This window comes from Bradyrhizobium sp. 33ap4 (genome assembly GCF_032654765.1).
GTDB lineage: Bacteria > Pseudomonadota > Alphaproteobacteria > Rhizobiales > Xanthobacteraceae > Bradyrhizobium > Bradyrhizobium australafricanum.
On record NZ_JAUMTJ010000003.1, the window covers coordinates 145652 to 170580 of the forward strand.

23 protein-coding genes and 1 tRNA gene are annotated in these 24929 nt (G+C 65.8%); 14 read left to right on the forward strand and 10 right to left on the reverse strand.

All coding sequences use genetic code 11. From position 1 onward, the window contains the following. Positions 1-27 precede the first annotated feature (27 nt). Positions 28-2247, reverse strand: a complete 2220-nt coding sequence (locus tag Q2M23_RS03590) for a lytic transglycosylase domain-containing protein (protein WP_076825481.1) — start codon at positions 2245-2247, stop codon at positions 28-30. 299 nt (positions 2248-2546) lie between these two features. Between Q2M23_RS03590 and Q2M23_RS03595 the strand changes: the two genes are divergently transcribed. Together Q2M23_RS03595 and Q2M23_RS03600 are read left to right on the forward strand one after the other, a co-directional pair. Next, positions 2547-3395 (forward strand): SMP-30/gluconolactonase/LRE family protein, encoded by an 849-nt coding sequence (locus Q2M23_RS03595; protein WP_316394244.1) that lies wholly within the window; start codon positions 2547-2549, stop codon positions 3393-3395. Between the two features lie 306 nt (positions 3396-3701). Next, a complete protein-coding gene (locus Q2M23_RS03600; RefSeq protein ID WP_156436145.1) occupies positions 3702-3839 on the forward strand; it encodes a hypothetical protein in 138 nt (45 codons plus the stop codon). 38 nt (positions 3840-3877) lie between these two features. Here Q2M23_RS03600 and Q2M23_RS03605 read toward each other — a convergent pair whose 3' ends face one another. Genes Q2M23_RS03605 through dctP form a run of 3 tightly spaced genes read right to left on the reverse strand, consistent with a single transcriptional unit; the run spans position 3878 to position 6806 of the window. Beyond that, complete coding sequence (locus tag Q2M23_RS03605) at positions 3878-5236, reverse strand: TRAP transporter large permease (protein WP_168858563.1); 1359 nt, start codon at positions 5234-5236, stop codon at positions 3878-3880. Then, complete coding sequence (locus Q2M23_RS03610; RefSeq protein WP_194295317.1) at positions 5233-5787, reverse strand: TRAP transporter small permease; 555 nt, start codon at positions 5785-5787, stop codon at positions 5233-5235. Before Q2M23_RS03610 ends, Q2M23_RS03605 begins: the two co-directional genes overlap by 4 nt. Next, entirely contained in the window at positions 5784-6806 is a 1023-nt protein-coding gene (gene dctP, locus Q2M23_RS03615) for a TRAP transporter substrate-binding protein DctP (protein ID WP_316394250.1), read from the reverse strand. The genes Q2M23_RS03610 and dctP overlap by 4 nt, the downstream gene beginning before the upstream one ends. Before the next feature lie 361 nt (positions 6807-7167). On the opposite strand from dctP, the gene Q2M23_RS03620 reads away from it, so the two are divergent. Beyond that, complete coding sequence (locus Q2M23_RS03620) at positions 7168-7401, forward strand: pentapeptide MXKDX repeat protein (protein ID WP_092083897.1); 234 nt, start codon at positions 7168-7170, stop codon at positions 7399-7401. 56 nt (positions 7402-7457) lie between these two features. Here Q2M23_RS03620 and Q2M23_RS03625 read toward each other — a convergent pair whose 3' ends face one another. Together Q2M23_RS03625 and Q2M23_RS03630 are read right to left on the reverse strand one after the other, a co-directional pair. Beyond that, entirely contained in the window at positions 7458-7814 is a 357-nt protein-coding gene (locus tag Q2M23_RS03625; protein ID WP_057016541.1) for a DUF6481 family protein, read from the reverse strand. 208 nt (positions 7815-8022) lie between these two features. Continuing rightward, positions 8023-8247, reverse strand: a complete 225-nt coding sequence (locus Q2M23_RS03630; protein WP_057016542.1) for a hypothetical protein — start codon at positions 8245-8247, stop codon at positions 8023-8025. Between the two features lie 187 nt (positions 8248-8434). Here Q2M23_RS03630 and Q2M23_RS03635 point away from each other — a divergent pair, with 187 nt between their 5' ends. Then, on the forward strand, positions 8435-8611 hold the full coding sequence (locus Q2M23_RS03635) for a hypothetical protein (RefSeq protein WP_162832424.1): 177 nt from the start codon (positions 8435-8437) through the stop codon (positions 8609-8611). A gap of 140 nt (positions 8612-8751) precedes the next feature. Next, the gene (locus Q2M23_RS03640) at positions 8752-9027 is read left to right on the forward strand and encodes a hypothetical protein (RefSeq protein ID WP_050384538.1); all 276 of its coding nucleotides are present in this window, start codon (positions 8752-8754) and stop codon (positions 9025-9027) included. A 15-nt stretch (positions 9028-9042) separates the two neighbouring features. Here the strand turns inward: Q2M23_RS03640 and Q2M23_RS03645 are convergent, their stop codons facing one another. Then, on the reverse strand, positions 9043-9219 hold the full coding sequence (locus tag Q2M23_RS03645) for a hypothetical protein (protein ID WP_166205288.1): 177 nt from the start codon (positions 9217-9219) through the stop codon (positions 9043-9045). Positions 9220-9427: 208 nt separating this feature from the next. Here Q2M23_RS03645 and Q2M23_RS03650 point away from each other — a divergent pair, with 208 nt between their 5' ends. From Q2M23_RS03650 to Q2M23_RS03660, 3 genes are all read left to right on the forward strand, one after another. Then, positions 9428-9643: a hypothetical protein gene (locus tag Q2M23_RS03650; RefSeq protein WP_026192800.1), complete on the forward strand. Its 216-nt coding sequence runs from the start codon at positions 9428-9430 to the stop codon at positions 9641-9643. A 140-nt stretch (positions 9644-9783) separates the two neighbouring features. Beyond that, positions 9784-10698 carry a 2-dehydro-3-deoxygalactonokinase gene (locus tag Q2M23_RS03655; RefSeq protein WP_076825510.1) on the forward strand — a complete coding sequence of 305 codons (915 nt, stop codon included), beginning with the start codon at positions 9784-9786 and terminating at the stop codon, positions 10696-10698. An 11-nt stretch (positions 10699-10709) separates the two neighbouring features. Next, positions 10710-11345 (forward strand): 2-dehydro-3-deoxy-6-phosphogalactonate aldolase, encoded by a 636-nt coding sequence (locus Q2M23_RS03660; protein ID WP_316394255.1) that lies wholly within the window; start codon positions 10710-10712, stop codon positions 11343-11345. A 16-nt stretch (positions 11346-11361) separates the two neighbouring features. On the opposite strand, the gene Q2M23_RS03665 is transcribed toward Q2M23_RS03660, so the two are convergent. After that, positions 11362-11667, reverse strand: coding sequence for a hypothetical protein (locus Q2M23_RS03665; protein ID WP_057016599.1), 306 nt, complete (start codon positions 11665-11667; stop codon positions 11362-11364). A 232-nt stretch (positions 11668-11899) separates the two neighbouring features. Here Q2M23_RS03665 and Q2M23_RS03670 point away from each other — a divergent pair, with 232 nt between their 5' ends. Together Q2M23_RS03670 and Q2M23_RS03675 are read left to right on the forward strand one after the other, a co-directional pair. Further along, positions 11900-12313, forward strand: a complete 414-nt coding sequence (locus Q2M23_RS03670) for an SRPBCC family protein (protein WP_076825494.1) — start codon at positions 11900-11902, stop codon at positions 12311-12313. A gap of 20 nt (positions 12314-12333) precedes the next feature. Further along, positions 12334-12573, forward strand: coding sequence for a YdeI/OmpD-associated family protein (locus Q2M23_RS03675; RefSeq protein ID WP_316394257.1), 240 nt, complete (start codon positions 12334-12336; stop codon positions 12571-12573). Positions 12574-13237: 664 nt separating this feature from the next. Here Q2M23_RS03675 and Q2M23_RS03680 read toward each other — a convergent pair. Beyond that, positions 13238-13696 carry a DUF992 domain-containing protein gene (locus tag Q2M23_RS03680; protein WP_316394258.1) on the reverse strand — a complete coding sequence of 153 codons (459 nt, stop codon included), beginning with the start codon at positions 13694-13696 and terminating at the stop codon, positions 13238-13240. A 744-nt stretch (positions 13697-14440) separates the two neighbouring features. After that, positions 14441-14517 (reverse strand) — tRNA-Arg (locus Q2M23_RS03685). 288 nt (positions 14518-14805) lie between these two features. On the opposite strand from Q2M23_RS03685, the gene Q2M23_RS03690 reads away from it, so the two are divergent. From Q2M23_RS03690 to Q2M23_RS03705, 4 genes are all read left to right on the forward strand, one after another. After that, on the forward strand, positions 14806-20013 hold the full coding sequence (locus tag Q2M23_RS03690; RefSeq protein WP_316394260.1) for an alpha-2-macroglobulin: 5208 nt from the start codon (positions 14806-14808) through the stop codon (positions 20011-20013). 68 nt (positions 20014-20081) lie between these two features. Next, positions 20082-22208, forward strand: a complete 2127-nt coding sequence (pbpC, locus tag Q2M23_RS03695) for a penicillin-binding protein 1C (protein WP_316394262.1) — start codon at positions 20082-20084, stop codon at positions 22206-22208. An 82-nt stretch (positions 22209-22290) separates the two neighbouring features. Further along, the gene (locus Q2M23_RS03700; protein WP_375166482.1) at positions 22291-24036 is read left to right on the forward strand and encodes an ArnT family glycosyltransferase; all 1746 of its coding nucleotides are present in this window, start codon (positions 22291-22293) and stop codon (positions 24034-24036) included. A 1-nt stretch (position 24037) separates the two neighbouring features. After that, on the forward strand, positions 24038-24883 hold the full coding sequence (locus Q2M23_RS03705; protein ID WP_316394264.1) for a phosphatase PAP2 family protein: 846 nt from the start codon (positions 24038-24040) through the stop codon (positions 24881-24883). The last annotated feature ends 46 nt before the right edge of the window (positions 24884-24929 follow it).

A 24929-nucleotide genomic window follows, 5' to 3' on the forward strand; every position in this document is an offset into this window, starting at 1 on the left:
GCAATTGCGCGCTAGGCCGGGACGACGTTATTGCGACGGCATTGCCTCAGCCGGCGCCGCGTTGCTCTCCTGTGTCACGACGCGCTCGCCGTTCTTGGCCACCGCCGTGCCGGCATCCTCGAACCGCGCCTGGTAGACCGCGAAATTCTCCATCACGCGCTGCACGTAGTTGCGCGTCTCGGAGATCGGGATCCGCTCCACCCAGTCGACCGGATCGACCTTGGGATCGCGCGGGTCGCCATAGGCCTTGACCCAGTCGCGGACGCGGCCGCGACCGGCGTTGTAGCCGGCAAAGGTCATGATGTGGCAGTTGCGATATTCCGACAGCAACGCGCTGAGCTCGGCTGCGCCCATCTGGGTGTTGTAGACGGGATCGGACACCATCCGGCTCCAGTCATAGCTGACGCCGAAGCGCTTGGCGGTGTCACGGCCGGCTTCCGGCGTCACCTGCATCAGGCCGACGGCGTTGGCCGCCGACTTGTCGCGCTGGTCGAACGCGCTTTCGGTACGCGCGATCGAGTAGGTCATGCTGCGCCCGATATCGGGCGCGATCGGCGTGTGCTTGGGAATGCCGATCACCGGGAAGGCGTAATGGTCGAAGGCAAAGCCGCGCGCGAGCGCGATCTTGCCGATCTGCAGCATGGCGCGGGCATCGTTGCGGCGGCCGGTCAGCTCGCCGAGCGCTTCGAGCATCCCGACATCGGTGCTTTCCTCGGCGAGGTCGGCGGCGAAATAGAGCACGACGTCGGGCTCGCCGATCGCATAGAGCATATCGGCGGCGCGGACCCGCTCGTCGGTCGCCATGCTGCCGGCGCTGGCAGCCGGCGAGGGCGCGCGCAGCTCGACGCCACCATCACGGCCGAGCTTGGCCAGCGCGAGCTGACCGTAATAGGCCGTCGGGTAGCGCGCGGCGGCCTGGTAGTCGGCCCGCATCGCCGCGGAATTTCCGAGTGCCTCGGCGGCGCGGCCGCGCCAATAGGCGGCGCGCGCCAGCACGGTCGGGTTGGTCTGGCCCTCGTCGATATGCGCGAAGTGCGCCGCGGCGGTCTTGGCGTCGTTGAGATAACGCAGCGCGATCCAGCCGCGCATGAAGTGCATGTCGGAGCGGTAATAAGGATTGTCCGGCGCCGCCGCGGGCCGGATCACGTCATAGGCCGCCTGGTACTCGCCCTGGTCGAGCAGCTTGCGGGAGAGGATGCGGCGCTCGCGCCACCACTGGTCGGTGTCCTGCTGCGCCATCGTCTCGGGCTCAGCCGCGATCGTCACGCGCGCGGCTTCGTCGACCTTGTTCTTCGCAAGCAGCCACTGAATTCGGCACAGCGTGTAACCGAGATCGCGGCGGGCATCGGCCGGCACATCGTTGAGCGTGTCCTCTGCCTTGCTGGATTGTCCGCGGACCGCGCTGCAGGCTTTCACGATCGCCAGATCGTCGCTGCCGAGCCGCTGCGCCGCGCGCCTCGCGCCGGCGAGATCCTTGGCGCCGATCAGCTTGTCCATGCGCGCGCGATGGTCGTCGCGCGTCAGCAGGTCCTTGAACGCATCATAGGCGTCGCTCTCGGAGCGATCGGACAGCTCCTCCGAGCGCCAGGCGTCGCGCACCAGCCGGGTGGCGCCGTCGCGGTCGCCTTCGGCCAGCAGCGTGCGGGCGAGCGCGAACTTGCCCTTGGCGCTGATCGGCTGATCGAGGGTGAAGCCGTGCACCGTGGCCGGATCGCTGCGCTCCTGCCAGATCCGCGCTTCGGCGCGCTTGCGCAACAGCGTGACGCTAGGCCAATCCGGATTGGCCGTCACGAATGCCGCATAACGGCTGAACGGCGCGCTCGATTCCGAGTGGCGCAGCAGATACCACTCGACGAGTTTTCGCCCGACCGGGTCGGTGATCCTGGCCTGGATATCGGTCGCGTCGCTGGTCTTGCCTCTGCGCGCGGCGAGGATCGCGTCCCTGATCGTGGCGAGATCGCCCAACAATTGCGGCTCGGCGGGTTTCTCCGGCTCGGGCGCCTTCTCAGCGGATTTGGAAGGATCGGATTTGGCCTTCGCGGATTTACGTTTGTCGGCGCCGTGTCTGGCGTGCCGCCGCTTGCCGGAGGCACTCTCGCGCGCGGCCTTGCCGCCATGCGCCTTCTTGTCCCCGTGGCCGCTCTTGGCCTGGTGCTGGTGATGCGGCTTGGCGGTCGCCTGGACCGGAAGCAGCGCGAGCGCGGCGGCGGTGGCGAAGCACGCCAGCGGACGTAGGCAACGGTTCATTCCCTGGTCCCCCCTGAGAAACCATGAGGCACTACAGAACGCGTCATACGGCGGCACAACCGCCGCAGATTATCACTACCCTCGATTCTCGAGTCTTAATGCAGCTGCAACTCAACAGGGAAAACGCGGCAAAATATGGAATATGGCGTGTGGAACCCGCGGGAACCGGGGTTTTCACGGACGAAAATGGCGGGCAGCACCGTGCTTTGACCGGTTCCGCGTGAGTTGTATCGTCGTCGCGAGCGCACGTGGGGGCTGCCGATGTCACTGCCACATCACTTTTCTCGAGCCGGTGCGTCATGACGGCTCGCCTCAGAACGATCCTCGACGGCGGCCGCTATTTCGAAGGCCCGCGATGGCATCGCGGGCGGCTCTGGTTCGTCGATTGCATGGCGCGGGCGCTTCTGAGCATCAGCTCGTCGGGCGAGTTGCAGGAGCATGCTGCGCTGACCGACGACACGCCGTGTGGTCTCGGCGTGCTGCCTGATGGGGACATCGTCGTGCTGACGATGTTCAGGAAGCGGCTGCTGCGATTTTCCGATGGAGCGCTGTCAATCTATGCCGATCTCTCCGAGGTCGCGACCGGCACGATCGACGACATGATCATCGACGGGCAGGGACGCGCCTATGTCGGCGATCTCGGCTTCAACCTGCCGCCGCCGGAGCGCCGCGGTGCGGTCGGCCGGATCATCCTCGTGAGGCCCGACGGCAGTGCGCGCGTCGTTGCTGAAGGCTTGCGGTTTCCCAACGGCATTGCCGTCTCCTCCGACCGTCGCCGACTCGTCGTTGCCGAAATGGATGGCGCCGGTCTCGCCGAATACGACATCGCGCCGGACGGCGGCCTGAGCCTGCGCGGGCGGTTCGGCAGCATCAACGATCCCGACGGCATCTGCCTCGATGCCGACGGGGCGACCTGGGTCGCGTCCTTCACGGAAGATGCTTTTGTCCGGATCGATCGCACCGGTGTGGAGCGTAAGCGCATCACGGTGTCCGGCCGCCGCGCGCTTGCCTGCGCGCTCGGAGGCGCGGACCGCAGGACGCTGTTCTGCCTGAGCGCGGAGACGTCCTACGAGGAGCTACGCAAGGGCAGGTCCGCGTCGCGGATCGATGTGATCGAGGTCGACACGCCGGGTGACGGCTATCCCTGACCCGACCGCAGGCGCGTCTCAGTTCTTCTTTTTCTTCTCTTTCCTCTTCAGGATATCGGCCTGACTCTCCTGAAGGCGCGGGCGAGGGAGCGCATCTGGTTGGCGACAAGTGCGTCGGCCGTCGTCAATGCAACTCGCTCCGCGGTCTGCGCCTGCCTGCGAATTGCCTTGGCCATTTTCATGAAGGAACCAATCGCGTCGCGTCGCTCTGGTTCCTGCACCGGCGACGGTGGCTTGAAGCCATCTCGCGGCCTTGAGTTTCGTTCTTGTTTCGTTCATATTGACGCGCTCCGGGGGAGTGCTGCCATGGACGCCGAGCGAGACCGCGAAATCATCAGGCTGTGGAACGAGCTCCGCCGGCTGCAGCGCGAGGGGCGTCCGACGGCGGTGCTGGTCCGCCGGATCGAGAGGGCGCTCGCGGAACGCGAGCAGGAGGCTGCCTGAAACTACGGTCTGCCGCGTCCTCGCTGCGCGCAAGCGGTCTAGCGCCCGCCGTCCGGCCCCATGATCAGATTCGGCAGCCAGGTCGATATCTCCGGAAAGAAGCAGAGCAACAGCACTGCGAACATCATCAGCAGCACGAATGGCAGCGTGCCCCAGATCACCTCGCTCAAGGGGATGTCGGGCGCGACGTTGCGGATGACGAAGATGTTGAGGCCGACCGGCGGATGGATCAGGCCCATCTCCATCACGATCGTCATGACGACGCCGAACCAGATGATATCGAACTCGGCCGCCCGCAGTGGCGGCAGGATGATCGGCGCGGTCATCAGGATGATCGAGACCGGCGGCAGGAAGAAGCCGAGCACGATCACCATCACGAGGATCGCAAACAAGAGCTCCCAGCGCGGCAGGTGCATGGCGACGATCGCTTCCGCCGCCGACTGCGAGATGTGCAGGTAGCTCATCACATAGGAATAGAGCAGTGACATGCCGATGATCAGCATCAGCATGGTGGACTCGCGGATGGTCGATTTCAGGATCGGCGACAGGTCGTTGGGTGTCCACACGCTGTAGATCACGGCGATCAGCCCGAGCGCCAGGAGGCCGCCGAGGCCGGCGGTTTCCGATGGCGTGGCGTAGCCGCCATAGAGCGCAATCATCACGCCGGTCAGCAGCAGCACGAACGGGATCACGCGCGGCAGCGCGCTGAAGCGCTCGGCCATGGTGAATTCGTCATGCTGCAGGATCGCCGCGTCCTTGCCGGTCGCGTCATAGACGGCGCGGGCCATGGCGTATTCCTTGCGGAAGCGGAACACGGCGTAGAAACCGAACAGCGTCACCAGCAGCAGGCCGGGGCCGATGCCGGCGAGAAACAGCCGTCCCAGCGATTTCTCGGCTGCGACGGCGAACAGGATCATCGTGATCGAGGGCGGCAGCAGGATGCCGAGCGTGCCGCCGGCGGCGATGATCCCCGCGGCAAAGCCGCCTGAATAGCCGCGCTTGCGCATCTCCGGGATGCCGGCCGAACCGATCGCCGAGCAGGTCGCCGGCGAGGAGCCGGCCATCGCCGCGAACAGGGCGCAGGCGAACACGTTGGCGACGCCGAGGCCGCCGGGCACGCGGTGCAGCCAGGCGTGCAGCGCCGAATAGAGGTCCTGGCCGGCTCGCGATTTGCCGATCGCCGCGCCCTTCAGGATGAACAGCGGGATCGACAGCAGCGTGATCGAGGCCATCTCCTCGTAGACGTTCTGCGTCACCGTATCGAGCGAGGCCGCCGGCATGAAGATCGCCATGAACACGACCGCGACGGCACCGAGCGCGAACGCGATCGGCATACCGGAGAACATCGCAAACAGGGTGGCAAGTCCGTAGGAGATACCAATACCAAACACGGTCATCGGCGCGCGCCACCCGTCAGCGGAATGATGATTTGCAGGAGGATTTGCACGCAGAGCAGCGTCATGCCCAGCGCCATCAGCACGTAGGGGATGGCGAGCGGCGGCGACCACATCGAGTTGGACACCTGGCCGTCGACATAGGCTTCATGCGCCAGGGTCCAGGATTTCCAGGCGAAGAAGGCGCAGAACGCGAAGCTCGCGACGTCGACCAGCCACAGCCGGATGGCGTTGGCGCGCGCCGAGAGCAGCCCGACGAACGCCTCGATGCTGACATGGCCGCGCTGGCTCTGCACATAGGCCGAGGTCATGAAGGTGGCGCCGACCAGGAGGAAGACGGCCGCCTCGTCCTGCCAGTAGTTCGGGCTGTGGAACAGGGCGCGGCCGAGCACGCTGTAGCTCAGGATCACGCAGGCCGCGACCAGAGCGAGCGCGGCGAACACCACGATGATGTTGTTGCAGATGGACAGCGCGCGCCCAAGCACGGCCACGGGCGTGTTGCCCGCGGCGATGCTTGCGGTTTCGGCCTGATCCGCGACCGGACCATGGATCATGCGGCGACGTCGCTAGCGAGCTTCAGCAGGTTGGCGGCGGTGGCGGTCTTGGCGCCATAGTCCTTCCACGCGGTGTCGCGCGCGATGTCGCGCCACTTGCCGACAATGGTTGCATCGAGCGCGCTGACCTTGGCGCCGGCCTTCTCATAGACCTTGGCGACTTCGGTATCGTCGTCCTGCGCCCCCTTGCGGCCAAACGCCTCGAGCTCGGTGCCGACGGCAAGGATGATGTCCTGCTGGTTTTTCGGCAGCTTGTCGAAGATCGCCTTCGACATCATCAACGGCTCCAGCATGAACCAGTAGGAGGCGCCGGCGCCCGAGGTCAGCGACTTCGCGACCTCCTCGAGGCGGAACGAGATCAGGCTGGTGGAGGAGGTGATGCCGGCGTCGCAGGCGCCGGTCTGCATCGCGGCGTAGAGCTCGTTGGACGGCACCGAGAGCACGGCGGCGCCGGCGGTCTGCAGCACCATGTCCATCTCGCGCGAGCCGCCGCGCACCTTGAGGCCCTTGGCATCTTCAGGCGCCACGATCGCCCTGGAGCGGCTGGCGACGCCGCCGGCCTGCCAGACCCAGGAGATCAGCAGAATGCCCTTGTCGGCGAGGAAGTCGCTCAAGGCCTTGCCGACCGGCTCCTTCTTCCAGCGCAGGCCCTGGTCGTAGGTGGTGACGAGGCCCGGCATCAGGCCGATATTGGTCTCCGGCAATTCGCCGCCGGCATAGGGCATCGGATACAGGCTGAGGTCGAGCGCGCCCTTGCGCATCGCCGAGAACTGCGCGTTGGTCTTGATCAGCGACGAGTTCGGATAGACCTCGGCGGTCAAATCGCCGCCCGAGCGCTTGGCGACCTCGGCCGCGAACATCCTGCACAGCCGGTCGCGGAAGTCGCCCTTGTCGATGGTGCCGCCGGGGAACTGGTGCGAGATCTTCAGCGTGGTCGCGGCATGCGCGGTCCCGATGCCCATCCGCAGGACGGCGGGTGCGGCGAGGGCGGAAGCGAGGACGTGGCGGCGTGTAAGCATTGTTCTCCCCTGAGAGCTTCTTGAGTGGCTGTTAGGCCGGCGCGGAGCTTTAGTTTAGCCGGTCTTCGCGTGAATATTCTCTAGTCTGATAGTTCGAGGCGCCCTGATAGTGCGAGCCGATACGCGGCTGCAAGTCCTGACGTTCAAGTCCTGACGTTCAAGCCTTGCCGTTGTTGCGATGCACACTGATGCGCGGTGACGCCGCGTCGTCACGCAACCGTCGCGCGACCAGCCGCCGGGCGACCGCAGCCGTGCTGCTTCAAGAATTCGTTATTGGAGGTAACGACGGCCGGCGCAAGTGCGTCGAGTAGAGAGCGGCAAGTCGTCGCGCTCACATTCGACCACACAAGGGATCATCACCATGACCACCAAGACCCGCCTCGGCCTTTCCGCCGCGCTGCTCTCGTTCAGCCTGGCGCTGGCGCCCGCCGCCTTCGCTCAGGACAAGATGGGCAAGGATGACGCGATGAAAAAGGAAGACTCGATGTCCAAGGATGCCATGAAGAAGGACGGTGGCATGATGAAGAAGGACGACGCCATGAAGAAGGACGGCGGCGCGATGATGAAGAAAGACGACGGCATGAAGAAGAACTGACTGCCGTCATCGCCCGCTATCCGCAGGCCCGCCGCTCTGGCGGGCCTGGTTGCGCCTTAGCGCTTCTTCTTGCCGCGCTCCTTGCGTGCCGCGTAGCGGGCATCGCGCTTGGCCTTCTGCTCGGCGAGCAGCGCCTCCTCGCGGGCGGCTTCCTCTTCCTTCTCGCGGGCAATGCGGGCGGCCTCGGCGGCGGCGGCCTCTTCCTCGCGGCGCTTCTGCTCGGCCTTTTCGGCCTCGCGGGCTTCCTTGGCCTTGGTGCGGCGTTCGGCGATCGCCGCGCGCTCCTCGGCACGTGCCTTCACAGCGGGATCGTCAGCTCCCGGCTGGGCGCGAAACTTGTTGAGGAGGTTTTGCCGCGCCTGCAGGGCCGCTTTCTGGCGGTCGGCAAAACCCGGTTCCTTGAAGCCACTCATAGAGGAAGCCTTGCTGCTTTCTGTTCGGGTGATGGATGGGGTTGGTTCGGCGTTTCAATAAGTGAATGGCGACGAAATTGCCAGTGGTGAACGGAGGGCTGTGGAGCAAGGGAGATATGAGCCAGCGTCAAGCAGCCATCGTTCGCCCCGCGGACGCGTGGTGAGTGGCTGGTCACCAAGGGCTGTTGAACAAGGGCTGTTGAAAAGTTCAGCCGCGCTGGAGGTGCTCGCGTCGTCCGTTACCCAGGACTTTGGCGACCGTCTCGGCGGTCATCGCGCTCCGGTCCGAGGCGCGCTGGGCTTCCAGCCTGTCGCGCGCCCTTTCGACGATCAGTAGGCTGATCAGCCGCTGCCTGCTGCTCTCATCGACAGCCTCCGAGAGCAACTGCCTGTAACGCTGATAGTCATACGTCGTCGCTTCTTGTTCGCTCATCGGCACGCCCCGCACACGCGCTCCACTTCAGCGAGTAGTCTTTCGCGAGTCGCCCCTGGCGCGCAACGGAATTGCGGTGCCGACGGCCGCGGCCGTGCATTTCGTTGTGCGACTGTTGCAGAATTGATCCCACGCAACCATGCAAAGGGCATGATGCGGACCATGGCAACCGGGAACCGAAGCGGGCATGAGCGAATCCGACGACGGAGGCAGCAGAAGGGGCGCGCTGATCGGACTGCTGGTCGCGGCGGTCATGCTCGCGGTCGGCCTCTGGCTCGCGCATGACCTGACGGCGGCGAGCAAGATGCAGGACTGCCTGATGTCGGGCCGGACCAACTGTAATGTGATCGAGCCGGCGCGCTGACCCCGTCTTGCGGCAGTGCAATATCGATCCCACATCAACCCCAAAGACTCGGGCTGAACTGTTTGATCCCGGTTGTGATTCCGATCGCACGCGGACAGGCGGGCTGCCTCGACTCCTGGAGATCGGCGGGAACCAAGGCCATGATGTCCAAGCTGTGGTCCGGAAAGGGCGCGGCGCTGGCTGCCGCAGGCGCGGCGGGTGCCGTTTTGGTGGCGTATCTATCCCTGACACTGGCGTCGCCAGAGCCGGTGTCCAATGCGGCGCTCGGGCCGGAATGGCAATGCAGCCGGGTTGCTTTCGTGCTGACCACCTGCACCAGGGGGACCGAGGCGGAACGCGAGGCTGAGGCCAAGCCGGAAGGCGAGGTCAAGGCGATCCCGGTGCGGGCGAAGGACGATTGTCCGCCAGAACTCTAGCGGCCGTATTTCAAGTCATTTCTTGGTGGTACTGCGCGGCTTGATCGACAGGCCGAGGCGCATCGCCATCTTCTTGATCCGCTCCGGCGAGCGGCCGGTCGCCTTGACGACCTCCTCCAGCGACTTCGAGGAGCGTGCCAGTTCCATCAGTCGTCGGTCCTCCTTGAACGACCACCGCGGCTTTCGGGCCATCTTGTTGGTTTCCTTGTGCATTGCTGGGCAACAAAGCCGCCAGGCGGGGTCGCCTGACGGCCTTGCCGGTGTGGGCCCGGACCTTGGGGAAATGTCCGGTGGATAAGCAATACTGCTTCCGAATAAGGCCGCAATTGAAACCGGAATTTAACCTAACCCATCAAGGTTACTTGCAACGTTACTCGGATACGGCGTGGCAGGAGGCCTTATGCGCAAGGTCGCCATTTTGAGTGCCGCAGCATTTTTACTGTCCGGTTGCTGGTCCGACCCGGAGGTTACGGGATCGACCAACAGCTGTGCGGCCAATCTTTACAGTCAGTACAATCCCAAGGTCATGGATCAGTGCGTCAACGCCTGCATCAAATGTGACCGCGGCAACGTGACGACCTGCACGACCTCCTGCACGCTGAAGGGCGCGCGGTAATCGATCCGCGCGTCCGATGCCAGCGAGGCCTCGTGGCGTCATGCCACCGAGCCGCCTTGCGTGGCGCGATGATCGCCTTTATCGCGTCTGGCAGCGGCGCCGTCGGCGCGCGGGACACTGAGAGCGTGGAACAGGGCGCGATGAGCGGGCTTTCCTATGTCGCGGTCGATTGGGGCACCAGCAGCTTCCGGCTCTGGCTGACGGGCGCCGGTGGCAAGGTGCTCGGTGAGCGCCGCAGCGATGAAGGCATGACCGCGGCAGCCAGGACCGGCTTTGCGGCCGTGCTGCAATCGCATCTCGATGCGTTGGGTGTGCCGGCCGACCTGCCGGTCGTGATCTGCGGCATGGCGGGCGCGCGGCAGGGCTGGGTCGAGGCCGGCTATATCGATACGCCGGCGCATCTGTCGGACATCCTCAAGGGCGCTGTCGTGGTCAGCGGGCAGGCGCGCGATATCCGTATCCTGCCCGGGATCGCGCAGCGTGATGCCGCCGCGCCGGACGTCATGCGCGGCGAGGAGACCCAGCTGCTGGGGGCGCTCGGCTTGAACGCGCCGGGCGAGGCGCTCGTCTGCATGCCGGGAACGCATTCCAAATGGGTGAGGGTCCGCGGCGGAACGGTCGAACGCTTTGCGACCTTCATGACCGGAGAGCTGTTCAGCGCGGTCGCGCGCGACACCATCCTGTCGCACGCCGTCGCCGGCGCCGAGGAAGCGGTTGACGGCGATGCGTTCCGCGCGGCGGTCGCGGCGGCATTCGCGGCGCCGGCGCTAGCGGCCAATCTGCTGTTTCGCGTGCGATCGCGGCAGCTGCTGTTCGGCGGCAACGCACAGGCCGCGCGCGAGACGATCTCGGGCACGTTGATCGGCGTCGAACTCGCGGCGGGCCTTGCGGAGCGGGAGCAGGGAGCGCCGGTTACGCTGCTTGCCTCGGGCCGGTTGCAGCGGCTCTATCAGATGGCGCTCGAATGCCTTTCGATTCCGCTCAATGTTATGGATGCGGAGGAGGCGGTTCGCCGTGGCCTCGCCGGCGCGGCGGCGGCGATCTGGAAGAACTGAGGGATCAACGCATGAGTATTCCGTTTCCGCCGATGAATCGGCCGCTGGTCGCGATCCTGCGCGGCGTCAAGCCGGACGAGGTGCTGGGCATCGTCGGCGCGTTGCTCGACGCCGGCATGACCGCGATCGAGATTCCGCTGAACTCGCCAGAGCCGTTCCGCTCGATCGAGATCGCGGCGAAGCGCGCTCCGGCCGATGTTCTGATCGGCGCGGGCACGGTGCTGACTGCAGCCGACGTCGATCGCCTGCACGACGTCGGCGGCCGCCTCATGGTGTCGCCGAATGTCGATGTCGAGGTGCTGGCGCGTGCAAGGGACCACGCGATGATCACGATGCCCGGCGTGTTCTCGCCGACGGAAGCGCTGCTCGCCGCGCGCGCGGGGGCATCTAGCCTGAAATTCTTTCCGGCCAGCGTGCTCGGCGCCGCCGGCATCACCGCGATCCGCGCCGTGCTGCCGCCGGACGTGATGATCGCCGCGGTCGGCGGCGTCTCGGACCAGAATTTCGCCGAGTATGTGAAGGCAGGCATTCGCGCCTTCGGTCTCGGCAGCAGCCTTTACAAGCCGGGCATGACGGCCGCGGATATTGCGGTCAGGGCAAGGCTGACGATCGAGGCCTATGACAAGGCCGTGCAGGGTACCGGCTAGGCTCGGCGCAAGCGCGCTAATCGTCCCGCCTGCCGCCGTCGATCACCCTGAACAGCGGGGCCGCCTCGCGGGGATTCTCAAGCAGCTCTTCGACCATGGCGATCGCGGCCGCGACGTATTTCCCGGTCGCGGCGTCCAGCGGCCGTTCGGCTTCGTCTGACAGCGCGAGCCTTGCGCCTTCGAGCAGCTTGCGGGTGCGGACGGCGGACTCGTCGCCGGCGGTGAGGGCGGCGCGCGCGATCGATCGCAGCACGAACAATTCGCCCTCCAGCCGCAGCAGGCGGTCGTTCAGCTTGCTCAGGACGGTGTTCAGGTTCCGCATGATGCGCTCTCCGGGCATTGGACCGTCTTCCATACACGGTCATTCCTGACGAAATTCTTGTGACGACCGCGCACCATTTGGTTGGTCGAATGGCATCTCGGATATTCTCATGCTCCCGGTGGCCCGGGCATTGCCATTTGACGAAGGCATCAATGGCCCTAATAGAATGGCTGCGGTCCGGCGCCGCCCGGGAGGCGCGTCAGCTTCACCCCATCGCAACGAGGGAATTGATATGAGGATTGCCGTCGAAACGACCGTTGCCGCGCCGATCGCGGATGTCTGGCGCGCCTATACGACGCCTGACGACATCAAGCAGTGGAACGCGGCTTCCGACGATTGGCACACGACCGCCGCGACCGTCGACCTGCGCACCGGCGGCGCCTTCTCGTCGCGAATGGAAGCCAAGGACGGCAGCATGGGGTTCGATTTCGCCGGCACCTACACCAGGGTCGAGGAGCCCCGTCTGCTCGAATATTCGTTCGGCGATCGCAGCGCGCAGGTCGCATTCACGCCGGAGAGCGGCGGCGTCAAGGTGCAGGTCAGCTTCGACAGCGAGGATACCCATTCGGTCGAGCAGCAGCGCGGCGGTTGGCAGGCGATCCTGGATAACTTCAAGCGTTACGTCGAAGCCAAGCGGCGGTCCTGATCCGGCGACTTGAGAGCGGCGTGACGTTGAAGCGACCGCGCGCGGCGATGCCGGCGAGCATCCGCCGCAAGCTCGATGCTGCCGGACTGATGCAGGCGTTCAAGACGCGCCCGCCGTATCAGCGCAACGACTATCTGCACTGGATCGGCCGCAGCGTGCGAACTGCAACACAGCGCAAGCGGATCGACCAGATGCTGGCGGAATTGAAGGCCGGTGGGGTGTATATGGGAATGGCGCATCGGCCGAGCAAACCAAAGTGAGACTCTCGCGGCGTGACCGCTGCGCGCGGTGCGTTCGCATCGCTCGCGTGATGTTTTGGTCGTGCGAATCCTCATCGAACAAAAAGGACGATCTGGGAATCGTCCATCGCGGTCCTGAAAAATATCGACGACCGATGCGCGCACTCACAATCCTCTAGCAAAACATTCTTGGATTAAGAAATTGCGAAGCGCGCTGCCGGCGCTCACGGCAAGTGGAACCTGCAATCGCACGAACGGAAAGCGATCAGTCCCTCAATCGCCGCCGGAACTTTGTTCACGCACGGAGAACTACGGAATCGTTTCGTGCGCTGAATGATAAAAACGGCGAGTGATTTCACGGCACACGGCGAACATCAAAAAAGAAAGGCCTCAGCGCGTGGGCCACGCTGAGGCCAAGTAAACACTTTGGTCGTGAGGCACCGTCGCCGGCGCCTCGATGCCTAACCTATCTTTGTTTCTGTGTTTCCAAATGGCCCATTTGGGCCATGCCGCGTGATAGCCAATTTGGGACATGCGCCGCTGGCACAAAGTGTGCAGACTTGGAGCTGTCAGGATTTTGCATCACCTTCCTGGGGCTAGGGCCAGCGCCGTCCGCATCTATTTCAAGCGGACGGCGTTGTGCATTCCGGCGGCCGCGCCGGCCATCGCCTGGCTGCGCTCAGGGTCAGCGGTCCACCGGCCGAATCTCGAGGTTCTCGATTTTCAGGGGCGGCGTTGAGGGGACGTTCCGCTCGTTCGACGGATGCAGCGTGATCGGCGTATTCGTGCCGCCGGCGAGAACGTTGACGCCGGCGCCGTCGGCATGGGCGTAGCCGCCGGCGAGATCGTCGCTTCCAAGCCACGGCACGGGCGCCATCACCTTCCAGGTCATGGCGACTTCTTGATCTCCGATCAAAACGCCGAGGTTGCGGATGGCCGCGACATAACGACTGTCCGGCGTGCTATCGACGTGCAGCACGCAATTGAGGTTGGTCACCGGACCCACCACGAACCCGGTATCGGGTCCGCCACGACACTCAAGCGTTCCGGCCTGCACCTGCTGCGCATTGGCGGCTGCGAGCGGCGCAGCGAGAACCGCCGCACCACACAGAGCAGAGGCGATCGGACGGCTTGTCACACGCATGGTGCTGGATAACGCGGATCGGCGCGCAATCGGCCCATGACCCCGCGTGCGGCCTTCGCTTGTGGTTAAGAGAGCCTTAGAGATTGGTTTGATTGCTGCCGACGGTCGACGTTCGCGAGCGACCGGCCAGGAGGACGACGATCAACCAGCGGCGATCCTTTTCATCGCCGTGCCGGCTGACACCTCGATGGTGGAGCTATCGACGTCGAACGAGCGTGCTTGATTTCCAGGCAGGAGAGGCCGCGGGCGAAGCAAGGGAATGGTCCCGGCACTGACGCCGGACCGTTCGGATCATGGCGGTGAGCCCGTCCCGAAAAATTACGCCGCCGGGCTCGAAATGCATTGTCCCGGCGGCGCCTGTTCCAATCTGGGCCCGCAATCCCAGTCATGTTTGTCTCTGCAAAACCGGCGCCAAGGTTCGAGCGCCCCCGTAATCATACGGGGACTGGGGGGCCCGCGATGGATTGGTGTTGGCTGCTTGTGCGCTGGCGAAGGTCCGATTGTCTGGGGTGATCCAAGCCGCGGCGCGAGAACGGCTGATCGCCACCGATGCTCCGCCCGGTCAGATATGATGCTCGAGCTTGCGCATCTCCTGCAGGCGAGCCAGGCAAAAATCCCGATACAATTCGTTGATGAAATCCCACATGACCGAAGCCCCTTGGTCCAACCCCCTGGACACTACGCCGGGTTTGTTTCCGGCCGGCTTCGTGGCTTCTGGAAAATGGTTTCATCGAGGAGGGAGGGTGGCGATCCCGGCAGGATTCGAACCTGCAACCCGCGGAGTAGAAATCCGCTACTCTATCCAGTTGAGCTACGGGACCGTGGCGGCCTTGTAGCACCGCCAATATGAAAAATCCGCCTTTCCGCCAAGTCCGTCCGAACCGATTTTTGTGGTCGAACGACAAAGGCGAGCAGGGCGCCCGCCCTGCGTTGGCCTGTCCAGCCTGCCGAGCCGCACGACGCTGCAGCCGGGGGCCGGTCAAAGGAATGTCGGCAATGCGATCTGCGACGTTTTCGTCCGTTCATGTCCGCGCCTTCACTCCGTCACCTTTTCGCGCACTTTTGGCCCCAACGCGGCGTTCGACCGCGGGGCGTTCAGGAGCTCCATCATGATCGGATTGGTTCGTGCCGCCACGATATGCGCCACGCTGCTGCTCGCCCTGGTGGGCGCCCAGGCCGCGGACAAGGCCTTCAAGCGCGACGATCTCGCCGATTCCGCGATCAAGCTGGAAGCCCAGATCAAGAGCGAGGCCGGCGCGGTCAACAAATCGGCCGCGACCCTGCGCACCGAAGCCGACGCCGCCTTCAAGCGCAATGATTTCCGCGGCGGGCTGCAAATCCTCGGCCAGATCGCGGCGACCACGCCCGAGGACGGCGCTAACTGGCTGCGGCTCGCCAGGACGATCTTCCAGATCCGCTCGGCGAGCTCCAGCGAACAGACGTTCCTGATGGAGCGCGCCTCCACTGCCGCCTACATCGCCTATCAGCGCGCCGGCAATGCGGGCGAGGAGGCGGACGCGCTGGCCGTGCTCGGCAAAGCGCTTGCCGAGCGCAAGCTGTGGCGCCCGGCGCTGGACAGCTTGCGGCTGTCGCTCGACATGCGCGAGGTCGCCGATGTCCGCGGCCAGTATGAGAAGATGCGCGGCGAGCACGGTTTCCGGCTGCTCGATTATACCGTCGATTCCGACGCGGCCTCGCCGCGGGCCTGCTTCCAGTTCTCGGAGGAACTCGCCAAGCGCGTCGACTTCGCGCCGTATCTCGCGCTCGCGGGCACCGACAAGCCGGCCTTGTCGGCGGAAGGCCAGCAGCTCTGCGTCGACGGGCTGAAGCACGGCGAGCGCTACAACATCAATCTGCGCGCCGGCCTGCCGTCGACCGTCAAGGAGACCCTGCCGAAATCGGCCGAGTTCAACATCTATGTCCGCGACCGCAAGCCGTTCGTGCGGTTCACTGGGCGGGCCTATGTGCTGCCGCGGACCGGACAGCGCGGTATCCCGGTGGTCAGCGTCAACACGCCGGCGGTCAAGGTCGACGTCTTCCGGATCGGCGACCGCAACCTGATCAACACGGTGATCGACAGCGACTTCCAGAGCACGCTGAGCCGCTACCAGCTCTCCGATCTCGGCGACCAGCGCGGCGTCAAGGTGTGGTCCGGCGAGCTTGCGACTGCGACCACGCTGAACCAGGACGTCGTCACGGCGTTTCCGGTCGACCAGGCGCTCGGCGACCTGCAACCCGGTGTCTATGTCATGACCGCCGCGGCCAAGGGGCCGGGGACCGACGACGACGGCACGCTAGCGACGCAATGGTTCATCGTCTCGGACATGGGCCTGTCGGCCTTCTCCGGCAATGACGGTATCCACGTCTTCGTCAACTCGCTGGCTTCGACCGAACCGGTCGCCAACGCCGACGTGAAACTAGTCGCCCGCAACAACGAGATCCTGGCGACCCGCAAGACCGATGCCGCCGGCCATGTGCTGTTCGAGCAAGGCCTGGCCCGGGGCGAGGGCGGGTTGTCGCCGGCACTGCTGACCGTCACGGGCGAGAAGGCCGACTACGCCTTCCTGAGCCTGAAGACCAATGCGTTCGACCTCACCGACCGCGGCGTCGCGGGCCGGGCGATCCCGGCCGGCGCGGACGCCTTCGTCTACGCCGAGCGTGGCGTCTACCGCTCCAACGAGACCGTTTATCTGACCGCGCTGTTGCGCGACGGGCAGGGCAATGCCCTGACCGGGACGCCGCTGACCATGGTGATCGAGCGCCCCGACGGCGTCGAATTCCGCCGCGCCGTGCTGCCCGACCAGGGCGCCGGCGGCCGGATGCTGGCGGTGGCGCTCAATTCGGCGGTGCCGACCGGCACCTGGCGCGCCCGTGTCTTTACCGACCCGAAGGGCTCGTCGGTCGGCGAGACCACCTTCATGGTCGAGGATTACATTCCCGAACGGGTCGAATTCGATCTGACCAGCAAGGAGAAGGTGATCAAAGCTGAAGTTCCAGTGGAGCTTCAGGTCTCCGGCCATTTCCTCTACGGCGCGCCGGCCTCGGGCCTGCAGCTCGAGGGCGACATGCTGGTAGCGCCCGCGGCGAACGGCCGGCCCGGTTATGCCGGCTATCAGTTCGGCGTCGACGACGAGCAGACCGCGAGCAACGAGCGGACCCCGATCGAGGACCTGCCGGAGGCCGATGCCAACGGCGCGGCGACCTTTCCGGTGAAGCTCGAGAAGGTGCCGACCTCGACGCGGCCACAGGAGGCCCAGATCTACATCCGCATGGCGGAGACCGGCGGCCGCTCGGTGGAACGCAAGATCGTGCTGCCGGTGGCGCCTAGCGCCTCGCTGATCGGCGTCAAGCCGCTGTTCGGCGACAAGAGCGTTGCCGAGGGCGACAAGGCCGAGTTCGACGTCGTGTTCGTCGCGCCCGACGGCAAGCAGCTGCCGCGCAACGGGCTGCGCTACGAGCTGTTGAAGCTGGAGTCGCGTTACCAGTGGTACCGGCAGAATTCGTCCTGGCAGTATGAGCCGGTCAAGTCGACCCGCCGCGTCGCCGATGGCGACGTCAACCTCGCGGCCGACAAGCCGATGCGCCTGGCCTTCCAGCCGCAGCCCGGCCGCTACCGGCTCGACGTGAAATCGACCGACGCCGACGGCCCCGTCACCTCGGTGCAGTTCGACGTCGGCTGGTATTCCGACGGCAGCGCCGACACGCCCGATCTATTGGAAACCTCGATCGACAAGCCGGAATATGCCTCGGGCGACACGATGACCGTGTCGGTCAATGCGCGCACGTCAGGCAAGCTGACGGTCTATGTGCTTGGCGACCGCCTGCTGACCACCCAAAGCGTCGACGTCACGGAGGGCACCCGGCAGGTCAAGCTCCCCGTCGGCAAGGAATGGGGCACCGGCGCGTATGTCATGACGACGTTGCGCCGTCCGCTCGATGCCGCCGCCGGGCGCATGCCCGGCCGCGCGATCGGACTGAAATGGTTCGGCATCGACAAGAAAGCGCGCACGCTTGCCGTCGAACTGTCGCCGCCCGCGTTGGTGCGGCCGGGCTCGACACTGAAGATCCCGGTCAAGCTCGGCGGGCTCAATCCCGGCGAGGATGCCAAGGTGGTGCTCGCCGCGGTCGATGTCGGCATTCTCAATTTGACCAATTACAAGCCGCCGGCGCCGGACGACTACTACCTTGGCCAGCGCCGCCTGACCGCCGAGATCCGCGACCTCTACGGCCAGCTGATCGACGGCATGCAAGGTACCCGCGGCCAGATCCGCAGCGGCGGCGACTCTGCCGGCGCCGAGCTGCAGGGCTCGCCGCCAACGCAGAAGCCGCTCGCGCTCTATTCCGGCATCCTCACGGTCGGGCCTGACGGGACGGCCGAGGTGAGCTTTGATATCCCGGAATTTGCCGGCACCGCGCGGGTGATGGCGGTGGCGTGGAGCGCAACCAAGGTCGGCCGCGCCAATGTCGACGTGATCGTGCGCGATCCCGTGGTGGTGACCGCGACCTTGCCGCGCTTCCTGCTGACCGGTGACAAGGGCACCATCAGCATGGATATCGACAATGTCGAAGGTGCCGCCGGCAACTATGCCATCAGCGTCAAGGCGAGCGGCCCGATCAAGGCTTCCGGCAATTCGACCACGACGGTGAAGCTCGCCGCCAAGCAGCGCTCCTCGCTGTCGCTGGGCCTCGAGGCCGGCGGCGCCGGACGTGCCGAGTTCGACGTCGACATCTCCGGGCCGAACGGGCTGACGCTGGCGCGGCATTATGCGCTCGACGTCAAGCCGGCGACCCAGGTTCTGGCGCGCCGTTCGATCCGCACGCTGGCGAAGGGCGAAAGCCTGACGCTGACCTCGGACATGTTCTCCGATCTTGTGCCGGGTACCGGCAGCGTTTCGGTCTCGGCGAGCCTGTCGACCGCGCTCGATGCCGCGAGCATTCTGAAGGCGCTCGACCGCTACCCGTATGGCTGCTCCGAGCAGATCACGAGCCGCGCGTTGCCGTTGCTCTATGTCAATGATCTCGCCGCCGGTGCCCATCTTGCGATGGACACCGCGGTCGACCAGCGCATCCGCGACGCGATCGAGCGGCTCCTCGCTCGACAGGGGTCCAACGGCTCGTTTGGCCTGTGGTCGGCGGGCGGCGACGACGCCTGGCTCGATGCCTACGTCACAGACTTCCTGACCCGGGCCCGCGAAAAGGGCTTTGCGGTGCCGGACGTGCTGTTCAAGAACGCGCTCGACCGCGTCAGGAACTCGGTGGTCAATGCCAACGAGCCGGAGAAGGACGGCGGCCGCGATCTGGCCTACGGCCTCTATGTGCTCGCGCGCAACGGCGCGGCGCCGATCGGTGATCTGCGCTATCTCGCCGACACCAAGCTGAACAATCTGGCGACCCCGATCTCCAAGGCCCAGCTTGCGGCGGCGCTGGCGCTGGTCGGCGACAAGGCGAGGGCCGAGCGGGTCTATGGTGCCGCGCTCGATGCGCTGAACCCGAAACCCGTGATCGAGTTCGGTCGGGTCGACTACGGCTCGGCGCTGCGCGATGCTGCTGCGCTGGTCTCGCTCGCTGGCGAAGGCAATGCACCGCGCACCACGCTGACCCAAGCCGTGCTGCGGGTCGAGGCGGCGCGGGGACTGTCGCCCTACACCTCGACGCAGGAAAATGCGTGGATGGTGCTGGCGGCGCGGGCGCTCGCCAAGGAGACGCTGGCGCTCGACATCAACGGCCAGCCGGTCAAGACCGCGGTCTATCGCAGCTACAAGGCCGAGGAGATGACCGGCCAGCCGCTCAGGATCACCAATACCGGCGATGCGCCGGTGCAGGCGGTGATCTCGGTGTCGGGCTCGCCGGTCACGCCGGAGCCGGCGGCCTCCAACGGCTTCAAGATCGAGCGCAGCTATTTCACGCTCGACGGCAAGCCGGCCGATGTCACCAAGGCGAAACAGAATGACCGCTTCGCGGTTGTCCTGAAGGTGACGGAAGCCAAACCGGAGTTCGGTCACATCATGGTGGCCGACTATCTGCCGGCCGGGCTCGAGATCGACAACCCGAACTTGGTGTCATCGGGGGATTCCGGCACGCTCGCGTGGATCGAGGACGGCGTCGAGCCGAAGAACACCGAGTTCCGCGATGACCGCTTCACGGCGGCGATCGATCGGGGCGCCAACGACAAAGCGGTGTTTACGGTCGCCTATGTCGTGCGCGCGGTGTCGCCGGGCAAATATGTGCTGCCGCGGGCCTATGTCGAGGACATGTACAATCCCTCGCGCTATGGCCGCAGCGGAACCGGTGCGGTTGAGGTGAAGCCGGCGAAATGAACAAGGACGCGCGGCGCAAACTCTTCTCGTCATGGCCGGGCTTGACCCGGCCATTCATAGGCGCGTCCATGCGAACGAAGGATGTGGATGCCCGGGTCAAGCCCGGGCATGACAAGCGCAGCGGGCGGCTGGCGCTCCGCGTCGCGGCCGCAATGGCCGTCGTCCTTATTGCGATCACCGGCGCCTTCGCCGCCTGGATCGTTTCGCTCGGGCCGTTGCCGCTCGACAAGGCGCAGCAGGTCTCGACCACGGTGATCGATCGCAACGGCAAGTTGCTCCGCGCCTATGCGATGACGGACGGGCGCTGGCGGCTGCCGGTCGATGCGAAGACGTCAGTCGATCCCACCTATCTGAAGCTCTTGTTCGCCTATGAGGACAAGCGCTTCTATGAGCATCGCGGCATCGATCCGCTGGCGCTGTCGCGCGCCGCATTCCAGCTTCTCACCAGCGGTCATATCGTCTCGGGCGGTTCGACGATCACGATGCAGCTGGCGCGGCTGATCGAGCCGCGCCACCAGCGCTCGGTCTACGCAAAGCTGCGGCAGATGGTGCGGGCGGTCGAACTGGAGCGGCAGCTCTCGAAGGACCAGATCCTCGATCTCTATCTTGCGCTGGCGCCGTTCGGCGGCAATCTCGAGGGCATCCGTGCCGCCTCGATCGCCTATTTCGGCAAGGAGCCGAAGCGGCTGTCGCTCGCCGAAGCCGCGCTGCTGGTGGCGCTGCCGCAATCGCCGGAGCGGCGGCGGCTCGATCGTTACCCGGACGCCGCCCACGCCGCCCGCGACCGCGTGCTCGAGCGCATGGTCGAGGATGGCGTGGTGTCGAAGGACGATGCCGCGCAGGCCACGGCGACGGCGGTGCCGAAGATGCGCAAGCAGATTCCGATCCTGGCGCCGCATTCGTCCGATCAGGCGATCGCGACGATTAAGGATGCGCCCGTCATCAAGCTGACGCTCGACGCCGCGCTACAACGGAACCTGGAGGCGCTGGCGCGCGACCGCGCCATTGCGCAGGGGCCTGATGTCTCGGTTGCGATCGTCGTGGTCGACAATGAGACGGGCGACGTGCTCGCGCGCGTCGGCTCGGCGGATTATTTCGACGAGCGGCGGGCCGGGCAGGTCGACATGACGCGCGCGGTGCGCTCGCCGGGCTCGACCTTGAAGCCGTTCATCTATGGCCTTGCCTTCGAAGATGGCTTTGTCCATCCCGACAGCCTGATCGAGGACCGGCCGATCCGCTTCGGCACCTACGCGCCGGAAAATTTCGACATGACGTTCCAGGGCACGGTGCCGATCCGCAAGGCGCTGCAATTGTCGCTCAACGTGCCGGCGATCGCGCTGCTCGACCGGGTCGGTGCCAGCCGGCTGTCGTCGCGGCTGAAGCAGGCCGGCACCAGTCTCGTGCTGCCGAAGGACGAGGCGCCGGGCCTTGCGATGGGTCTTGGCGGTGTCGGCATCACGTTGCAGGATCTCGCTCAGCTCTATTCCGGCCTGGCACGGCTCGGCGCGACTAAACCGTTGCGCGAGATCATGCAGGAGAATGACAGTCGCGACACGATGCGGCTGATGGATCAGGCTGCGGCCTGGCAGGTCGGCAACGTCCTGCTCGGCACGCCGCCGCCGGAGAACGGCGTGCACAACCGGATCGCGTTCAAGACCGGCACCAGCTATGGCTATCGCGATGCCTGGTCGGTCGGCTTCGACGGCCGCGTCACGATCGGCGTCTGGGTCGGCCGTCCCGACGGCGCGCCGGTGCCGGGTCTGGTTGGCCGCACCGCCGCGGCGCCGATCCTGTTCGACGCCTTTGCACGCACCGGCAAAATCCCGGCGGCATTGCCGAAGCCGCCACGCGGCGTGCTGGTCGCCTCCAACGCGAAACTGCCGCCGCCGCTGCGCCGCTTCCGGCCGCTCGGCGAACTGGTCCGTAGCGGCAACGACCAGGCTCCGCACATCCAGTTTCCGCTGAACGGCTCGCGCATCGATGTCGATCAATCCGAGGGCGGCCGCAATGCCGCGCTGCCGGTCAAGGTTGCCGGCGGGGTGCTGCCGCTGACGGTGCTCGTGAATGGTGTCTCAGCCGGGGACATCGACAGCCGGCGCCAGCGCCTGATCGAGCCGCCCGGGCCGGGCTTTGCGCGGCTCACCGTGATCGACGCCACGGGGGCCGCGGATACCGTTGTGATCCGCGTGCAATGATCGCACGGGAAAGCGGAGCGGCACGGCCGGAAAGCGGAACAGCACAGTTGTTTGCGCTGCGGTTTCATCGTATGCGAAACCCATGGTGGATGGCCTCCAACCCCGGCGCTTCGGAGCAGGGCAACAGTCTGTAAAACCTGCGCATTCGAGCCGCAGGCTGTTCATGGCGTTCGAGTTCGCAACGGCCAGCCAATGGCGTTCGATCCTGTTCCTGACGCTGACCTGCCTGGTGCTGTTCCTGCCGGGCTTCTTCACCATCCCGCCGATCGACCGTGACGAGGTCCGCTTTGCCCAGGCGACCAAGCAGATGGTCGAGAGCGGCGATTTCGTCGACATCCGCTTCCAGGACGACGTCCGTTACAAGAAACCGGTTGGCATCTACTGGATGCAGGCGGCTGCGCTGAAGACCGTCTCCGCGCTCGGAGTGCCGCGCGCCCAGGTCCGCATCTGGGTGTACCGCCTGCCGTCCCTGATCGGCGCCATCGGCGCCGTTTTGCTGACCTATTGGACGGCGCTGGCCTTCGTGACGCGGCAGGGGGCGGTGCTGGCCGCCCTGATGATGGCAAGCTGCGTGCTGCTCGGGGTCGAAGCGCGGCTCGCCAAGACCGACGCGATGCTGCTGCTGACCGTCACCGCGGCGATGGGCGCGATGGCGCGAGTCTATCTGTCGTGGCAGCGCGGCGAGGATCCCGCACACCCTTCATGGGGTCCGCCCGCGGTGTTCTGGACGGCACTGGCGGTCGGCATCCTGCTCAAGGGGCCGCTGATCCTGATGTTCGTCGGCCTTGCGATGGCGGGGCTTGCGATTCTCGACCGATCGGCGGCTTGGTTCTGGCGCATGCGCCCGGTCTGGGGCCTGATGTGGACCCTGGTGCTGGTGCTGCCGTGGTTCGTGCTGATCTTCCTGCGCGCCGGCGAGACCTTCTTTGCCGACTCGGTCGGCGGCGACATGCTGAGCAAGCTCGGTGCGCAGGAATCCCATGGCGCGCCGCCTGGACTCTATCTGCTGCTGTTCTGGATCACGTTCTGGCCCGGTGCGCCGCTGGCCGGCATGGCGGCGCCTGCGGTTTGGCGGGCGCGGCGCGAGCCCGGTGCGCAGTTCCTGCTGGCCTGGCTGATCCCGTCCTGGATCGTGTTCGAGGCCGTGCTGACCAAGCTGCCGCATTACGTGCTGCCGCTCTATCCGGCGATCGCGATCCTGACCGTCGGCGCGCTGGAGCGGCGCGTGCTGTCGCGCTCGCCCTGGCTGTTGCGCGGCGCCGCCTGGTGGTTCGCGATCCCCGCATTCGGCGCGGTGCTGGTGATCGTCGGCGCCATCAAGGCGATCCATCAGCCGGTGTTTCCGGCCTGGCCGTTGTTCGCCGTTGCGATGGTGTTCGGCCTGATCGCGTGGTGGTTGTTCGAGGACAGCCGCGCCGAGCGCTCGCTGCTCAATGCGGTGATTGCCGCGGCGCTGATGGCAGCCGGCACCTATGGTGTGGTGCTGCCGCGGCTCACCACCGTATTTCCGAGCCAGGAGGTCGCGCGCGCCTTGCGTAACGTGACCTGCGTCGGCCCGAAGGCGGCAGCCGCCGGCTTCCACGAGCCGAGCCTCGTGTTCATGACCGATACCTCGACGCTGCTCACCGACGGATCGGGCGCCGCGGATTTCCTCGGGCAGGGCTCCTGCCGCTTCGCGCTGGTCGAACAGCGCTCGGAGCGCGCCTTCGTGCAGCGCGCCGAGGCGATTGGCCTGCGCTACAACGCGCCGGTGCGCGTCGAGGGCTACAACATCTCGCAGGGCAAGGCGGTCTCGATCGCGATCTTCCGTTCCGAAGGGACGGAATGACATGCCGGCGCCGCCAGCCATCCCGGATTCTGCCAATTATTTCGGACGATTGCTGACGCTGGTTTGGCTGTCCCTTGCCCAGCTCGTGCGGGCGCCGTCGCATTCGCGCCGCGCCGAGGCGGCGCGCCGCTCCGCGCGCCACGGACTTTTGCTCGTCGTCATCGTCGGCGCCGTGATCATCACGCTGATGTATGCGTTCGATGTCACCGAGATCGGTCTGATGCCGCCACGCGGCACGCCGGGTCTCTGGTGGGTGAAGACGCTCACCGATTTCGGCAAGGACGAGTATGTGCTGTGCGCGCTTGGCCTGCTGCTGATCGTGGTCGCGCTGGCGGCGCCTGCGCTGCGCGGCGTGCCGCGCGCCACCTTGCTTGGCTTCGGGACAAGGCTGCAATACCTGTTTCTGTCGGTCGTGCTCTCGGTCGCTGTCGGCGAATTGATCAAGTGGATCGTCGGCCGCGGGCGGCCCTTTGTCGGCGGCAAGGCCAATGCCTTCAACTTCCAGCATTTCGCCGGCACCGAGGCCTATTCGAGCTTTCCGTCGGGACATTCGATCACGGCGTTCGCGCTGGCCTTTGCCATATCCGCGGTGTGGCCGGGCGCGCGGTTCGTGATGCTGGTCTATGCGCTGGTCATCGCCGCGACCCGGCTCGTGCTGCTGGCGCATCATCCGAGCGACGTGGTGGCCGGCGCGCTGGTCGGGGTGATCGGCGCAATGGTCGTGCGCTACTGGTTCGCCGCCCGCCGCCTTGGTTTTGCCATTCATCGCGACGGCACTGTGGTGGCGCTGTCAGGACCGTCGGACGGGCGTCTCAAAAGGGTTGCGAGGAGCGCCTTCGCCCCATAAAAGCGGTCGCCCGACGGCCGGATCGGGCTGGTTCCATCGCCGACAA

Coding starts and splice junctions, on each gene's coding strand:
- Q2M23_RS03590 (WP_076825481.1), bottom strand. CDS start 2,247: ATGAACCGTTGCCTACGTCCGCTGGCGTGCTTCGCCACCGCCGCCGCG.
- Q2M23_RS03595 (WP_316394244.1), top strand. CDS start 2,547: ATGACGGCTCGCCTCAGAACGATCCTCGACGGCGGCCGCTATTTCGAA.
- Q2M23_RS03600 (WP_156436145.1), top strand. CDS start 3,702: ATGGACGCCGAGCGAGACCGCGAAATCATCAGGCTGTGGAACGAGCTC.
- Q2M23_RS03605 (WP_168858563.1), bottom strand. CDS start 5,236: ATGACCGTGTTTGGTATTGGTATCTCCTACGGACTTGCCACCCTGTTT.
- Q2M23_RS03610 (WP_194295317.1), bottom strand. CDS start 5,787: ATGATCCATGGTCCGGTCGCGGATCAGGCCGAAACCGCAAGCATCGCC.
- dctP (WP_316394250.1), bottom strand. CDS start 6,806: ATGCTTACACGCCGCCACGTCCTCGCTTCCGCCCTCGCCGCACCCGCC.
- Q2M23_RS03620 (WP_092083897.1), top strand. CDS start 7,168: ATGACCACCAAGACCCGCCTCGGCCTTTCCGCCGCGCTGCTCTCGTTC.
- Q2M23_RS03625 (WP_057016541.1), bottom strand. CDS start 7,814: ATGAGTGGCTTCAAGGAACCGGGTTTTGCCGACCGCCAGAAAGCGGCC.
- Q2M23_RS03630 (WP_057016542.1), bottom strand. CDS start 8,247: ATGAGCGAACAAGAAGCGACGACGTATGACTATCAGCGTTACAGGCAG.
- Q2M23_RS03635 (WP_162832424.1), top strand. CDS start 8,435: ATGAGCGAATCCGACGACGGAGGCAGCAGAAGGGGCGCGCTGATCGGA.
- Q2M23_RS03640 (WP_050384538.1), top strand. CDS start 8,752: ATGATGTCCAAGCTGTGGTCCGGAAAGGGCGCGGCGCTGGCTGCCGCA.
- Q2M23_RS03645 (WP_166205288.1), bottom strand. CDS start 9,219: ATGGCCCGAAAGCCGCGGTGGTCGTTCAAGGAGGACCGACGACTGATG.
- Q2M23_RS03650 (WP_026192800.1), top strand. CDS start 9,428: ATGCGCAAGGTCGCCATTTTGAGTGCCGCAGCATTTTTACTGTCCGGT.
- Q2M23_RS03655 (WP_076825510.1), top strand. CDS start 9,784: ATGAGCGGGCTTTCCTATGTCGCGGTCGATTGGGGCACCAGCAGCTTC.
- Q2M23_RS03660 (WP_316394255.1), top strand. CDS start 10,710: ATGAGTATTCCGTTTCCGCCGATGAATCGGCCGCTGGTCGCGATCCTG.
- Q2M23_RS03665 (WP_057016599.1), bottom strand. CDS start 11,667: ATGCGGAACCTGAACACCGTCCTGAGCAAGCTGAACGACCGCCTGCTG.
- Q2M23_RS03670 (WP_076825494.1), top strand. CDS start 11,900: ATGAGGATTGCCGTCGAAACGACCGTTGCCGCGCCGATCGCGGATGTC.
- Q2M23_RS03680 (WP_316394258.1), bottom strand. CDS start 13,696: ATGCGTGTGACAAGCCGTCCGATCGCCTCTGCTCTGTGTGGTGCGGCG.
- Q2M23_RS03690 (WP_316394260.1), top strand. CDS start 14,806: ATGATCGGATTGGTTCGTGCCGCCACGATATGCGCCACGCTGCTGCTC.
- pbpC (WP_316394262.1), top strand. CDS start 20,082: ATGCGAACGAAGGATGTGGATGCCCGGGTCAAGCCCGGGCATGACAAG.
- Q2M23_RS03700 (WP_375166482.1), top strand. CDS start 22,291: ATGGTGGATGGCCTCCAACCCCGGCGCTTCGGAGCAGGGCAACAGTCT.
- Q2M23_RS03705 (WP_316394264.1), top strand. CDS start 24,038: ATGCCGGCGCCGCCAGCCATCCCGGATTCTGCCAATTATTTCGGACGA.